Annotated in this window: 12 protein-coding genes and 1 pseudogene; 3 read left to right on the top strand and 10 right to left on the bottom strand. The window is 72.9% G+C overall.

Features of this window, described 5'->3' with window-relative positions; genetic code table 11:
• Positions 1–36: 36 nt before the first annotated feature.
• The 8 genes and pseudogenes from ACODNG_RS07620 to ACODNG_RS07585 form a co-directional block, all read right to left on the bottom strand.
• Complete coding sequence (locus ACODNG_RS07620) at positions 37–3,261, bottom strand: DUF7286 family protein (RefSeq protein ID WP_434520835.1); 3,225 nt, start codon at positions 3,259–3,261, stop codon at positions 37–39.
• Positions 3,255–3,914: a DUF7284 family protein gene (locus tag ACODNG_RS07615; RefSeq protein WP_434520834.1), complete on the bottom strand. Its 660-nt coding sequence runs from the start codon at positions 3,912–3,914 to the stop codon at positions 3,255–3,257. Before ACODNG_RS07615 ends, ACODNG_RS07620 begins: the two co-directional genes overlap by 7 nt.
• On the bottom strand, positions 3,905–4,351 hold the full coding sequence (locus ACODNG_RS07610; protein WP_434520833.1) for a DUF7285 family protein: 447 nt from the start codon (positions 4,349–4,351) through the stop codon (positions 3,905–3,907). Before ACODNG_RS07610 ends, ACODNG_RS07615 begins: the two co-directional genes overlap by 10 nt.
• A gap of 24 nt (positions 4,352–4,375) precedes the next feature.
• Positions 4,376–4,870, bottom strand: a complete 495-nt coding sequence (locus ACODNG_RS07605; RefSeq protein ID WP_434520832.1) for a DUF7283 family protein — start codon at positions 4,868–4,870, stop codon at positions 4,376–4,378.
• 84 nt (positions 4,871–4,954) lie between these two features.
• Positions 4,955–6,754, bottom strand: a complete 1,800-nt coding sequence (locus ACODNG_RS07600; protein ID WP_434520831.1) for a type II secretion system protein — start codon at positions 6,752–6,754, stop codon at positions 4,955–4,957.
• Positions 6,755–6,794: 40 nt separating this feature from the next.
• A pseudogene (locus tag ACODNG_RS07595) lies at positions 6,795–8,729 on the bottom strand (ATPase, T2SS/T4P/T4SS family); the annotation flags it as partial.
• 74 nt (positions 8,730–8,803) lie between these two features.
• The gene (locus ACODNG_RS07590) at positions 8,804–9,268 is read right to left on the bottom strand and encodes a DUF7311 family protein (RefSeq protein WP_434520830.1); all 465 of its coding nucleotides are present in this window, start codon (positions 9,266–9,268) and stop codon (positions 8,804–8,806) included.
• A gap of 7 nt (positions 9,269–9,275) precedes the next feature.
• Positions 9,276–9,830 (bottom strand): DUF7310 family coiled-coil domain-containing protein, encoded by a 555-nt coding sequence (locus ACODNG_RS07585; RefSeq protein WP_434520829.1) that lies wholly within the window; start codon positions 9,828–9,830, stop codon positions 9,276–9,278.
• 74 nt (positions 9,831–9,904) lie between these two features.
• Here ACODNG_RS07585 and ACODNG_RS07580 point away from each other — a divergent pair, with 74 nt between their 5' ends.
• A complete protein-coding gene (locus ACODNG_RS07580; RefSeq protein ID WP_434520828.1) occupies positions 9,905–10,984 on the top strand; it encodes a tubulin/FtsZ family protein in 1,080 nt (359 codons plus the stop codon).
• A 74-nt stretch (positions 10,985–11,058) separates the two neighbouring features.
• Entirely contained in the window at positions 11,059–11,766 is a 708-nt protein-coding gene (locus tag ACODNG_RS07575; RefSeq protein ID WP_434520827.1) for a phosphoglycerol geranylgeranyltransferase, read from the top strand.
• Between the two features lie 28 nt (positions 11,767–11,794).
• Here ACODNG_RS07575 and ACODNG_RS07570 read toward each other — a convergent pair whose 3' ends face one another.
• Positions 11,795–12,481: a riboflavin synthase gene (locus ACODNG_RS07570; RefSeq protein ID WP_434520826.1), complete on the bottom strand. Its 687-nt coding sequence runs from the start codon at positions 12,479–12,481 to the stop codon at positions 11,795–11,797.
• A gap of 166 nt (positions 12,482–12,647) precedes the next feature.
• Between ACODNG_RS07570 and ACODNG_RS07565 the strand changes: the two genes are divergently transcribed.
• A complete protein-coding gene (locus ACODNG_RS07565; RefSeq protein ID WP_434520825.1) occupies positions 12,648–12,947 on the top strand; it encodes a DUF7533 family protein in 300 nt (99 codons plus the stop codon).
• A gap of 78 nt (positions 12,948–13,025) precedes the next feature.
• Here ACODNG_RS07565 and ACODNG_RS07560 read toward each other — a convergent pair whose 3' ends face one another.
• Positions 13,026–14,009, bottom strand: a complete 984-nt coding sequence (locus tag ACODNG_RS07560) for a BGTF surface domain-containing protein (protein ID WP_434520824.1) — start codon at positions 14,007–14,009, stop codon at positions 13,026–13,028.
• Positions 14,010–14,034 lie beyond the last annotated feature (25 nt).

The following is a 14,034-nucleotide window of genomic DNA, read 5'->3' as shown; positions in this document are numbered from 1 at the left end:
GTTCCGGCCGTTCGGCACTTCCGCTTGTCCCGCTCCTCACGTCCCGGCACACTCGTCTTCCGCCGCCGGCGACGCGGTCAGCGGTCCCGGACACGGCCACCCGCCGGACGTCTCGTCGCGCGTCCCGTCGACGTCGCCGACGCCCGGCGGCCCGGCGGGGACGGCTACGACGACGACCGTCCGCGTCTCGAACGCGACCGGTTCCGTGGCGCCGAGCGCGACCGTCTCGCCGTTCACGTCGACGCTGACCTCGCCCTCCGTCCTGACGTACTCGAACGGGCGATCGGGCGTCCCGACGTTCGCCCGAAGAGCGAACCGGGGGTACTCGCCGCGCACCTGGACGTTCCACGCGTTGACCGTCGCCACCCAGTACCCGGGAACGGGCGCGACCGGGAGTCCCGCTCCGACGCTCCAAACGGGCTTCGGAACCCGGTCGTCCGGCACCGATGCGACCGCCTCCTTCGCGCGGCCTTCGATCGCCGACTCGACCTCGTCTCGGCGGATCGTCCGCGACGCGGACGTGGTCGCGTCGACGAAGCGGGCGGGGATCCGGACCGCATCGCGTCCCGCGGCCGTCCGCGTCTCGACCCGGAGATGCGCCGCGAGACCGATCCGTTCGGCTCTCGACAGCGATCCGACTCGGGCCGCCTCGCTCGCGACGCGGTCCGGATACTCGCCCTCGCCGACCGCGGCCGCTCTGTCGCCGAGCGAGTCGTATTCGGCCGCGGCGTTGTCCAGCACCACCCGTCGCTGTTCGCGAGAAAGGTCGGTACGGTCCGCGAGTCGCTCCGCCAGCGCGTCGTCGACGCGCCGCAGCGAGGCGTCGATCCGACCGGCGAGCGCGCGCCGATCGTCGCGCAGATCGTCGTCGTCGGCCGCCGCGAGCGCCTCGTCGGCGGCGAGGAGCGACCGTCCGGCGACGCCGAGACGGACCGTGTCGTCGGTGCCGAGGATCCGATCGGCGATACCGCCGGAGACGTCGCTGTACGGGAGCGTGACGTAGTTCACGTTCCGGGTCGCGAGCGGCCGCGTCGTCGTGCCGTCGACGCCCTCGACGCGCTCGCCGTCGACTGCCGTCCGCGGGAGGTAGCCGGGAGACCCATCCGGCGCGAACGTGACCTCGCCGCCCGGTCCCCCGTCGCCGACGGCGTAGGTCCCCGGATCGCGGGCGGCCTCGCGGCTGGCGATCACCTCGCCCACCGGCGGTCCGCCGAACGCGTCGTTCACTCGGTCCAGTACGCCGTCCGTCGCCGCCTCTTTGTCATCCGCCGCCGATTCCAGTTCCTCGATCACGGCGTCGAGGTACGCGCCGCGAGCGGCGACACGTCCGCGGTCGACCGCGCCGTCGTACCTCGAGGGAGCGTCCCGGAGCGCGTCGCGACGGTCGCGCACGGTCGCCGCGAGGTCCTGGTACGGAGTCGACTCGCCGACCGCGGCGTCGGCCATCGACGCCTCGGTGTTCAGGTCGCGGACGCGCTCCGACAGCGACGACACGTCGGCCGCGATCCGATCGAGGTCCGCGCCCGAGCGGTCGCCGTACACGACGGTCGACCGCGTTTCGTCCCCGTCTTCGACGGCGTCGCGCGCCAGCCGGTCGATGTCGCTGTCCGTCTCGACGTTCAGGTCCGCTCCGGCGGCCGCCGGTGTGTCAGCGAGATCCGGCCCGTCGATGTCGCGGCCGTCCGACGCGCCGAACGTCGCCGTCTGTCTGTCTGGCGCGTCGTCCCGCGGCGCGTACGTTCCGGTCACCGAGACGCGGACGCGGTACCGGTCCGTCGCCTCGTCGCGCGTCACGGTCCGGTCGACACTCACGTCCTGTACCGTTCCGTTCGGTCCCCGTTCGACGATTCGTCGCTCCCACGTCGCCGTCGCCGCGCGCTCGACGACGACCTCCCGGGTCGCGCCGCCGAACGACACCGATTCGCCGGCCGACACCGTCTCGCCGTCGATCCCCAACCTGGGATCGCTCCCGTCCGCGACGCGGATCCGCTCCGTCCGCGACGAGTCGATCCGCCGCCAGGGTTCCGCGAGCAGCGACCGGGGACGATCCGGGTCTACGCGCCCCCCATCGCGGATCCTCGTCGTCTCGGTCTCTGCGGTCGCCTCGACGCGATGGCTCCGTCGCACGATCTCGGCGAGGTCGTCGTGGACGGCGGTCGCGGCGCGGTCGGCCGCCTGCCCGACCTCGACCGACGCGGTCTCGTCCGTCGGATCCGTCGAGGGGTCGAACGCCGCGTCTTCGCTCGCGGTCCGGTCTCCCCCGGACGCCGTATCCCCTCCGTCGCTCCCCCTCGTCGGCGTCGGCGCTCCGAGGACGGCGTCCGTCCAGGAGGCCTCGTGAACGCCCGTCGGCGACAGCAGATCGGTCACGCCCGTCCGGGCGGTCGCGCGGGCGACGCCGCCGCGCGCGTCGGGGTCGCTGGTCCCGAACACGTCTCGTTGGACGCGCACGATTCCGGCGTTCGTCGACAGCTCCACATGGCGGTTCGCGACGACGTTCTCGACGGGCGCGCCGGCGTACTGCCCGTAGCCGCGGGCCCACGCCATCGCGTAGAGACTCGCGGTGATCTGTCGACCGAGTCCCGGTCCCTCGACGGGTCCGCGATCGAGGCGCGTCTCGAACCGCTCGGTGCGCTCGTGGGCGGCCAGCGTCGGTACGGCGACGGTGACGGTCCGCTGTCGCGTCCGGTTCACGACGGTCCGGCCGTTCCGCGTCGCGGTCGTCGCGACGCCTTCGAAGGTCACCCGCGTCGCGGTCCCGTTGGCGGCCGGTTCGACCCGGACTCGATCGCGCGCGGCAGCGAGTTCGTCCGCCGACTCGACGGCCGGGAGCGAGGCGTTCGCCTCGACGCCGCCGATGTCGCTCTCGACCGCGCTCAGCGCCTCGGATCCGGCGATCGCGAGCCGGATCCGGAAGGCGTCCTCGAACGCGGACCCCTCGCGGACTGCGTGCGCCCCCGGTCCAGATCCCTTCGGCGCGCGCGTCACCGGCTCCGCCGCCGCGTCGTGGGCGGCCTCCCGCGCCGCGCTCCTGAGCGCGGCCGTGGCGTCGGCCTCGACTCGTTCGACGGCGCGTTCGACGCGACGGTCCTCACCGACGAGTCCCTGCTCGGCGAGGCCCGCGGCGTACGCCGAACTCGTCACGAGCAACAGTATGCCGACGAGCGCGAAGGGGACTCGCGCTCGCTCGTCGACGACGAACGTCTGCGGGTGCCGCCCCTCTCGCGACCGATCGCGGCGTTTGCTCCCCACGCTCACCACCTCCGGACGACGATCCGGACGACGGTTTCCGACGCTCCGTGCCCGCCATCCTTTCGGTCGACACGCTCCGGGACCGGCTGTCGGACGACCGCGACGCCGACGTTTGCGTTCCGCGGCGGTTCGGGTCCGACGGCGACCGAGTTTCGGGGCCCGCCCGTGTCGTCTCCTCGCTCTCGTCCGTCGACGCCCCACGTTGGGATCGCCTCGCCGACGATCGGGTGCGGATACGACGCCCGCCTGCCCCACGCCGTCGGAGCATCCGAGGAGTTCCACGTTCCCCCGTCTCCCGCCGAATCGTCCGCGTCACCTGCGCCGGACTCGCCGTCGGTCTCTACGGTTACGTCGACCCGCGTCCGCGGCCCGAGACCAGTTCGGACGGACTCGGTGGCCCGGCGGTCGAACGCGCCCTCCACGTCCCGATCGACGAGCAGCGCGAGTAGCTCCGCACGGGTCGCGTGAACCCGTCGCGTTCCGTTCGGCGCGTCGTTGTCGGAGTACGTCACGGTCGCGGTCTCGGTGACGAGCCGGTCCGCCGCGTCGCTCGCGGTCGGGCCGTCGGGACCCCCGGTGTCGCTCGCACCGAGCGCGACGACGCTGGCGGAGACGCAGAGCAGCAGCACGGTCACGTCGAGGACGGTGCTTGTCACCGCCACACCACCGCCCGGAGCGTTCCGCGCACGTTCCTTCCGGGCGCCACCCGGACCGTCACCCGTCGCTCTGAGACCGCGACCGCCTCCGGCGACCGGACCCCCGGCGGTCCCGGTGCGTCCGGACCCGACGCGACCAGCCACCGCTCGCCGTCCGCCTCCAGTTCGACCGCGGTCGCCGCCCCCGGTGCCTCGGCGTTTCGTATCCGACTCGGATCGACGACGCCCCCGACGGCGATCGCCCGCTCGGTGCGATCGAGCGCCGTTTCCGCGGTCTGCCGGGATCGGTCGGGCGCGGCGTCGTCGAGCACGCCGGCGTACAGCCCCAGCGCGAGACCGACGACCATCACCGCGACGAGCGCGGCGATCGGTTCGACGGCCGCGCGGTCGGCAGCGGTGAACGATGCGGTCGGATCCTCGGCAGTCCCAGGTGCGTTCGACATCGAACGGTCTCGTGACACGCGCGATCACCCGACGAGCGTGACCCGGACTTCCCCGTAGTGGACCCGCCGGACCGTGATCCGGTCCGGGGCCGTGATCCACTCTGAGTCGGTCGCTCTCGCGCGTTCGGCCGCCGCCGCGAACGACGCCGGATCGTCGAACGCGGCGCCGGGGGGAACGCCGTCGAGCACGCGTCGAAGCCGCGCGTCAGTCGTCACGTTCGCCGTCGCTCCCGGACGAATCACCGGCGTGATCCGCGGGGCGTCGAGCGCCGCCCGCGCCGTCCCCCGCTCGTCGCCGAGCGAGACGGAACCGTCCGTGAGCCGGATCCGATCCGCGGAGATTCCGTGTTCGGCTGTCGCGGGGTACTCTCCGTCGGCCACAGAGTCGACGGTGTACGCGACGCCGTCGACGTCGGGCGGCGGTGAGGCGGGAAACGACGCGGCCACGCCGGCGGTCGCGACGCTCACGACGGCCAGGCCGAGCCACGCGTACGTGGCGTCGAGGTTCGTCTCGAACATGGGGCGGCTGGCCGCGGCTTCGCATATAAATGATCGCCGGGAACGGTGGCTCTCGATCTCCGTCCCGTTCCCGGCGTCGAACCCTCAAAACAGGAGTCCGGCGCCGGCGAACGCGACGAGGAACGTCGCGGTGGCGGTCGGCAGCGCGATGCCGATACGGTAGGCCACCAGCGTCCGGTCGAATCCGCGTTCCAAGCCGGTCGCTAATCCGGTGAGGAGCGCGGCGAGCAGCAGCACGTACGTTCCCACGATCCGTCCGAGCACCGGGACCGACAGCGCTCCCGCGCCGCCGGCCGCACCGCTTTTCCCGCCGGCCGCACTGCCTCCGCCGGCTGTCATCCCGCCTTCCGCGCCAAGACCGCCCCCGCCGAGCGCGTCCGCACCCGCGGCCGCTCCGGCGCCGAGGCTTCCGACATCGGTGGCGTCGATTCCCGTCGCGAGCGCGACTGTCGCCCCGCCGACGAGCGGCGCGAACACTGCTGCCGTGTTCGAGAGGGTCCCGGTCACGGTCGCCAGCTGGCGGCGAGCGTCGCGTTCGAGATCACGGAGCGACTCCAGCTGGTCCGCGAGTTCCAACAGGACGTCGCCGGCGGGACGGCCTTCTCGCGCGGCGACGGCGAGCAGCGCGATCGCACCGCGGAGTCTGGGAGACGGAATCGTTTCCGCCGGTCCGCCCCGCCCGAGAAACGCCTCGCGGATACCGACCCGCAGCGTGTCGCTGCGGCGTCCGGCGCGCTCGAACACGTCGCCGGTCGCGCCGTCGAGTCGCTCGCCGGCGTTCGCAACCGCGGTTTCGACGGCGACGCCTTCGGCCACGTCGCCGCCGATCACGGTCATCGCGTCCGGAAGTCCCCGCTCGACCTCGCGGACGTCCGACAGCACCGCCCGGCGGGACCGCGCGAGGACGAACAGCGCGCTCCCGACGCCGACGCCGACCCCGGCGACCGGCCACGCCCACGTCGCGACGACCCGCGCGGCGACGACGGCCGCCGCAGCACCGAGGACGCAACCGACGAGGAGCGCTCGCCCGCGCCGATCCGGTACGTCGGGGTGATCGCCGCCGATCTCCGGCGGCGGAAACGCGACCGGCCGACGCGAGAGCAGCCACGCCGAGGCGGCTACCAGTCCGCCGGGGAGCGCGACGAGGTACAGGCCGGCGACGACTCCGGGACCGATCGCGACGCCGGCGGCGGCGCCCGCGGGCAGCAGCGCGATGAGCGCCAGCGGCAGCAACACGCCGAACGCGTACAGCGCGGAGACCGGTCCGCGTACCGCGCCGACGAACGACGCGAGCCGGTCCGTCGTCCCCGAGAGCGTCGCGTCGAGCGCGCGGTCCAGACACCGCCCGCGGCGTTCCGGCGGCGCGGTCGCCGCCGTTCGGACGAGCGCAGCGGCGCGATCGATCGCCGGGAACCAGGGACGCCACTCACGGGCGAACGCCTGAAGTCCGCTCGTCGGGCCGTCCGCGCTCCCGCGCTCGCGGCGGGAGAGCGCCGCGGCCAGCGGCCCGTCGCCCGTCCGGGCGGCGAACTCCACCGCGCGCTCCGTCGAGGGGTCGAGTCGCATCCGCAACACGAGTCTCCCGACGAGTCCCGGCGCCGCGCCGAGGGCCCGCGTCCGCCGGAGCGAGGCGAGCCACACCGGCGCCCGGTGGACCGCGTGTACCCCGCCGACGGCGGCGGCCAACCCCGCCGGAGCGGCGGCGACCGCGCCGGCGACGACTCCCGCGACGACCGTGACGACCGCGCCGACCGCGACGCCGACACGGTACCCGAAGCTGACGACGTACTCCGCAGAGGCGTCCCATCCGAGGAACGCGACCGCACGGCGTAGCTCCTCGGACGCGGTCGACTCGCCCGCGGTCCCCGACGGATTCTCCGTCATCGTTCCCCCTCGAGGGTCCACCGCTCCCATCGCCGGACTCGTTGCCTCCGGCGTACCGCCTCGGCGCGATCCGTCCCGCTCGAACCGCCTCGCGGATTCGGTCACTCCGACGGTGGACGGCATCCCGAACCGCCGCGTACGACTCGTCCGGCTCCGCGAGCCCGTCGATCAGTCGGCTCTCGCCGCGGTCGATCCGCCCGGTTCCGACGAGTCCCCGTTCTGTCCGCTCGAACAGCGGATCGAAGCTCACGCCGCCGTCGTGGTCGCCGACCTCCACGATCGACTCGACGCGGTGATCGTCGAGGACCGCGATCAGATCGGTCGCGGCGAACGACGAGCGGGCGACCCCGAGATCTGTGACGACGCGCTCCTCGACCGCCGCAGGGTCCTCGCCGTGGATCGTCCCGAGCACCGTCTCTCCGGCGGCGCCGACGCGCATCGCCTCGTACAGCGCCTCCGCCTCCTCGCCGCGCACCTCCCCGACGCTGATCGCGCCGCCGCCCATGCGGAGCGCCGTTCGGACCGCGTCAGCCGGCGCGAGTTCCGCGCCGTCCCCGACGCGGAGCCGCTGGACGTCCCGTCCGGCGTCGGCGAGCGCATCCACGGGGAGTTCCGGCGTGTCCTCGATGGCGATCGCTCGCGTCTGGGCGGGCAGTTCCCACAGCAGCGACCCGAGGGCGGTCGTCTTCCCGGCCGCCCGGCCGCCGGCGATCAGCCCGGTCACGCCCCGCTCGACGGCGACCGACAACAGCCCGGCCGCCGTGGGCGTGAGCGTGTCGACGGACACTAGCCGAGCGAGCGTCCACGCCTTCGGGTCGCCGCGCCGAAAGGTGAACGAGAGACCGTCGCTGGCCGGCGCCGTGGCCGCGGCGACTCTGACGCGACCGGTCTCGGACTCGATCGTCGCGTCGAGCGTCGGGGTCGCCCGCGAGAACGCCCGGCCGCTCGACCGCCGGAGCCGCGACGCGAGCGTGGCGGCCCCCTCCGGGGGAAGCCGCACGTTCGTCCGGCACCGCTCCCCGTCGAGGACCACGCGCAGCGGGTTCTCCCCGACCGGCGCCGTCACCGTCGCGTCGCTCACGCTGTCGTCCGCGAAGACGTGCTCGAACGCGCCGTAGCCGTGGGTGTGTCGCCGTAGGATCTCCGTGAGATCCGCGACCGGATCGCCAGGGTCCGCCGCCGCTCGCACCGCCCGCCCCGGTGCCCTGTCGCCGCCGGCCGGGTCGTCGAGCAGCCGTTCCCGGGCGGCGGCCAGCGTCGCCACGCTCTCGGCGTCCATGTCGGCGGTCGGCGGCGTGAGGTGGTACGTCCGGAGCGAGTCGTCGCCCTCGTAAAGCCGGACTGTCGCCCCGGTCGGCACCGTCCAGCGGTCGACCAGCGTCGCGCTCGGCGGCGGTGCGGCCGCGACGCGAGCGGTCGCGGCCGTCGGACCGACGTGCGCCCGCAGGGTCTCCTCCACGTCGGGGTCCTCGTCGGCTTCGACCGTTCCCCCTGTGATCTCCTCGCTCGCAGACAGCAGGCCCGTTTCGGTCGCGATCCGCTTTGCGGCCCCGGCGCGTCCGCTCGCCTCCCTCGCCGCACCGAGCGGATCGCGGGTCACTCGGTCTGCGAGCCGCTCCTCGTGGAACTCGATCCGCTCGCGGAACCGCCCCGCCGCGACCAGAAGGTCGGCCGCGCTGTCGGCGTAGGACCGCTCTCGCCCGCGGTGTCTAGTTCTGATAACGTCGACATCGCGGTCGCTGAGCGCCGCGACGACGGTCGCGAGGCAGTCCGCGCTCGCTGCGAGGTCGCCGCGACCGGGACAGTCGTCCGCGTCGACGGCGAGAACGGCTCGGTCCTCGACGCCCGTCCCCACAGGCTCGCGGAACGTCAGGTCGCACCGACACTCGCCGGGGGCCTCGTCGACCCACGGGAGCGCCCGCAGCGGCGTCTCGCCGACGCCGTCGGCGATTCGCGCGGTGAGATCGAGGTTCATAGCGGGCGTGGCCGCGGTATAGTATATAAAAGATCGCTCGCTCAGGCGCCGATTTCTCCGTTCTCTCCGACGGCTCACCCGATCCGGCTAATCCGGACCGTCGCCCCGCCGTCGTCGACGTATCGGATGCGAACCCGGCTCGCCCCGCCCGGCCGGAGTTCGATCGGAGCGTCGACGAGGTCGACGGCCGTCCGCGTCGGTCCCGTCCCGATCCGGAACTCACGCTCCGGCCGGCCGTCGATCCGATACGCGAGCACGACCTCGCCTGGCCGATCCGGCGATTCGACGAGCGCGACGCGGTCGAGGTCGGCCGCGGTAAAGCCGGTCGGAACCCGGACGGGGACGGTCGTCTGCGCCGCCATCGCTGGATCGCTCACGGGCGTCGATCCGGCGACGACGCCGCCTATCGCGCGTTCCAGCCGATCGGTCTCGGCGCCGATCCGCTCCGCAGTCGTCGCGGCTCGGGCCGTCTCGATCGCCGGCATCGACGCCGTCAGCAGCGCGACCGCCACGAGGACGGTGAGGACCACCCGGATCACGGCCCGGTCACAGCGACTCCCGGAGGCGGTCCAGCGCGTCCGTCGCCCACGCCCCGTCGTCGCCGTCGTTTCTGCCGTCGCCGTCGCTGCCGGTCCCCGGTCCGGACGCCGGTCGGTCGTCGGGGAGGGCGGCGTCGAGTGCGCTCTCCGAGGGCACGGCGCTCTCCCCGTCGCTCACGCTTCGACTGACGCCGTCGATTTCGACGGCTCGGTCGCTCTCTCGCTCGGCCTCGGTCGCCCGCGCCAGCGCGAGGTCGGCCCGGCGCTCGACCTCGCGGTTGACGGCCCTGACCGACCCGGCGTAGCCGCGGATCGCCTGCGTCGCGGCTTCCAGTTCCGCGACGCGGTCTTCGAGGTCCGCGATCCGCGATTCGAGCCGCTCGCGCTCGGCCGTCGCCTCCGCGTCGGCGGCGAGGTCGGCCGGTCGCGCGTCGTTCCCCGCGACCGCGCGTTCGACGGCGCGGAGCCGGGACTCGATCCGACCGTCCGATCCGTTCGCTTCCGCCGAAGCCGACTCCGTTCCCGTCTCCGACGGGTCGGAGTCCCGTACGTGATCGGTCACGCGACCGGTTGGCCGCGCTTTCACTCTTAAACGTCGGGGAAAGGGTATTGTCGCGGGGGCTGGTACGTCCTCGCATGAAGGCAGTCCTCCTCGGCGTCGGACAGGCGGGCGGCAAGCTCACGACCGCCCTCGCGCAGTTCGACGCCGACGCCGGCTACGGTGCGGTCCTCGACGCGCTCGCGGTCAACACGGCCGCGGCCGACCTCGATCCCCTCCCGCTCGAAACGGTCCTCGTCGGGCAGTCGCGCGTCAACGGCCACGGCGTCGGCGGCGACAACGAACTCGGCGCGGAAGTGATGGACGAGGACGCCGTCGAGGTGCTGGACGCGCTCGCGCCGAAGGTCACCGCGGCGGCCGAGGCGGTGTTCGTCGTCGCCGGTCTCGGCGGCGGCACCGGCTCCGGCGGCGCGCCGGTCCTCGTCCGGGAACTGAACCGGGTGTACGACGTCCCCGTCTACGCGGTCGGTATCCTCCCCGGCCGCGACGAGGGGACGATGTACCAGGTGAACGCCGGCCGGTCGCTCAAGACGCTGGTCCGCGAGGCGGACGCGACGATCCTGCTCGACAACGACGCGTGGCGCTCCTCGGGGGAGTCCATGGAGGGCGGCTACGAGGCGATCAACGCCTCGATGGCGAAGCGGATCGGTCTCCTCTTAGCCGCCGGCGAGGCGGTCGAGGGGGTCGGCGAGTCCGTCGTCGACACCAGCGAGGTGATCAACACGCTCCGCGCGGGCGGGATGGCCGCGGTCGGGTTCGCGTCGGCGCCCGCGGCCGAGGACCCGGAAGAGAACGTCACCACTGTCACGAGCGCGGTCCGCAGCGCGGTGATGACCGGTCTCTCGCTGCCGAGCGCCACCGACGCCGACGCCGCCCTCGTCGCGGTCGCGGGCGACCCGGACCGGATCTCGCGGAAGGGTTCGGAGAAGGCCCGCAAGTGGCTCCAGGAGGAGACGGGGTCGATGCAGGTCCGCGGCGGCGACTTCCCGCTCGACTCCGACCGGGTCGCCGCCCTCGTCCTCCTCGCCGGCGTCGAGCGCTCGCAGCGCGTCGAGGCGTTCTTGGAGCGCGCTCGGCAGGCGGTCCGGGACGAGCGCGAGGAGACGCCCGACCCGGCGGCCGCGTTCGAGAACGACGAGATCGACGACCTGCTGTAGCCTCGTCTCTCGCGTCGTTCCCTCGCGGGACAGGTTCCGCACCTTTTTGGTTCCCGCCGGTGGAGTCGCTTCCGATGACCAACCCGTGGGACGACTGGGACCACGTCCTGAAGGTCGACCCCGACAAGGACCTCCGGTCGGGCGAGACCTTCGAGGACGTCTGCCGGACCGGGACGGACGCGATCGAGATCGGCGGGACCCTCGACGTCACCGCGGAGAAGATGACGCGCGTCGTCGACGCCGCCGCGGAGTACGACGTGCCGCTGTACCAGGAGCCGTCGAACCCGGGCGTCGTGATCGACTCGCCCGCGCTCGACGGCTACCTGATCCCGACCGTGTTCAACGCCGGCGGTCCCTTCTGGATCACCGGCGCGCACAAGGAGTGGGTCCGCATCGACGACCTCGACTGGAGCCGGACCCACACCGAGGCGTACATCGTGCTGAACCCCGAGGCGTCGGTCGCCCAACTGACGGAGGCCAACTGCGACCTCAGCGCCGACGACGTGGCGGCGTACGCGAAGGTGGCCGAGCGCATGTTCGGCCAGGAGATCGTCTACGTCGAGTACTCGGGCACCTTCGGCGACACGGAGAAGGTCGCGGCCGCCCACGACGCGCTCGACGACGCTACCCTCTTCTACGGCGGCGGCATCCACGACTACGAGTCGGCCAACGAGATGGCCGCCCACAGCGACGTGATCGTCGTTGGCGATCTGCTCCACGACGAGGGCGTCGACGCGGTCCGCGAGACGGTGAAGGGCGCGAAGGACGCGCACGACGACTGACGGCTCCCCCGCGGGCCGGCTCCTCCCCTCAGTCCGCTCCTGCGTACCCGTCCAGCATGTTCTCGACGTACTTCGCGATCACGTCGACCTCCAGGTGGACCGGGTCGCCGACCGACTTCTCCGAGAGCGTCGTCAGGTCGTACGTCGTCGGGATGATCGCGACGTCGAACTCCCCGTCGCGCTTCTCGGCGACCGTCAGCGAGATCCCGTCGAGCGTCACCGACCCCTTGTCGACGAGGTAGTCGCCGTGCCCCTCGGGGATCGAGAAGGAGAACCGCCAGTCCTCGCCCACGCGCTCGATCCCGGTCACCTCGGCGACGGTGTCGACGTGGCCCTGGACGACGTGGCCGTCGAACCGCCCGTCGGCGGGCATCGCGCGCTCGACGTTGACCGCGTCGCCCTCGCGCACGTCACCGAGGTACGTCTTCGCGACCGTCTCGCTCGCGAGGAACACCTCGAACCAGTCGCCGCCGGCGTCGGTGGCGTCGACTGCGTCGGCGTCGACGTTGTTGGCGGCGTCAGCGTCGACGTTGCTGGCAGCGTCGGCTGCGTCGCTCCCGTACTCCTCGACGGTCAGGCAGACGCCGCTCACGCTTATCGACTGGCCGTGGTGGAGGTCGTCGAACCCGTCGACGCCGATCCGCAGCCGGAGTCCGTCGTCGGTCTCGGTCCGCGAGCGGACCGTGCCGGTGTCCTCGACGATGCCGGTGAACATACCTGAACTGGGCGCGGGCGACGGTTATCGGTTCTGGCTTCGGGCGGTCGGTCCGGCTCCCCGGCTCGTCCGTCCGCCCCGTCTGATCGGTCGCCTGCTTCCCGCCGCGCGGCCGGCCCGACCGCGTCCCGCGCCCTTTTGACCCCCGGGATCCAACGGGGCATCTATGCGACTCGGAGTGCTGGACATGATCGGGCTGGCGGCCTCGCTGATCTTCGCCATCCCGCTCGCGAACTACGCCGTCTTCCGGCTGATCGCTGGCGAGGTCGCGCTCGGCGCCGGCCTGCTGGTCGTCGCGGTCGCGATGGTCGTCCTCCCGCAGTACTTCCTCGACCCCGCCCAGATACTCCGGCGGCTGATATCCGGGCTTCTGCCCCGACAGCTCCGCAGCGACGACGGATCGGCCCCCAAGACGGACGACGACTCCGGTTCCGTCGCGGTCGGGAGCGACTCCGACGAGCGGTGACCGCGGGTCGCGCTCGGCTCTACGGGTCCTCACGGCGAGCGCGTCGAGGCTCGACCCCGACGCGGTTCGCGAGTCCGGTCACTCCCGAACTCGGGCGATGAGCGCGGCGCCGAGAAGCGCCAGAGCGGCGACGAGGGGACCGAATCCGGGAGCGCCGCCGTCGGTGTCCCCGCTTTCGGGGGACTCGACGTCCTCGACCACGAGCACGTCCCGCGTCACCGGGTCGTCGAGCGCCTCGTTCCCGCGAACGGTCAGCGTCGCGCGGTCTCCTGGCTCGGCGACGCTCGCGTTGAACGTCGCCGTCGCTTCTCCGTCGGTCACCGTCGTCTCTTGGGTCTTGATGTAGTTCGTGCTCGCGTTGCCGGCCGACCGAAGCCGCATCTCGACGGCCGCCCCGTCGTCGAGTTCGACGGGCACCGTGACGGCGGTCGCGCGCGGTTCGATGAGGACGTCCGCGTTCTCGACGTCCGCGGCGTCGATGGCTTCGACCGCGTCTCCGTCGCCGGTACCGTCCTCGCCGCTCTCGCCACCGGTCTCGACCATCAGCGTGCCGACGTCGGCAGCCTCGTCGCCGCCGTCGGGGAACAGTTCGATCTCGTAGCCGGCGGGATCGATCGGCTCGTCGAGGGCCGTCTCGTGGTCGATATCGACCGCGGCGTCGCCCTCGGCGGCTAGGGGCGTTCCGTCCCCGCTCGTCTCGGCGTGGTCGAAGACGAGCGTCGTGACGCCGTCGTCGCTCGGCGTCACAGTCGCGCGAAGCGCGTACCCGGCCGCCTCCTCGTCGCCGACGGTGATCTCGAACGCGTCGGCGCCGTCGGTCCGGACGTCGATTTCGGCGGTACCATTCTCGCTCACGGTGACGATGCTCGTTTCCAACTCGGCGGGCCCGTCGGCGGCGGCCGTCTCGGCTCCGACGAGCGAAATCCCGGCGACCGCGACGGCGACGACCGCGACCGCGGTCACGAGGAGCACCGCGACGGCCGGGTGTGTCTTCGTCTCGGTACGCCAGAGCGGCTCGGCCCCGTCGGCCTCACTACTGCCGTTGGAGGGCTCGGATGGCATGCGGATCGGCCTTCGGATGGGACTC

Origin of the sequence: Halorubrum sp. AS12 (genome assembly GCF_051122765.1) — an archaeon.
Taxonomy (GTDB): Archaea; Halobacteriota; Halobacteria; order Halobacteriales; family Haloferacaceae; genus Halorubrum; species Halorubrum trapanicum.
The sequence above is the reverse complement of the archived record's forward strand: the minus strand, read 5'-3'. Positions and strand labels throughout refer to the sequence as shown.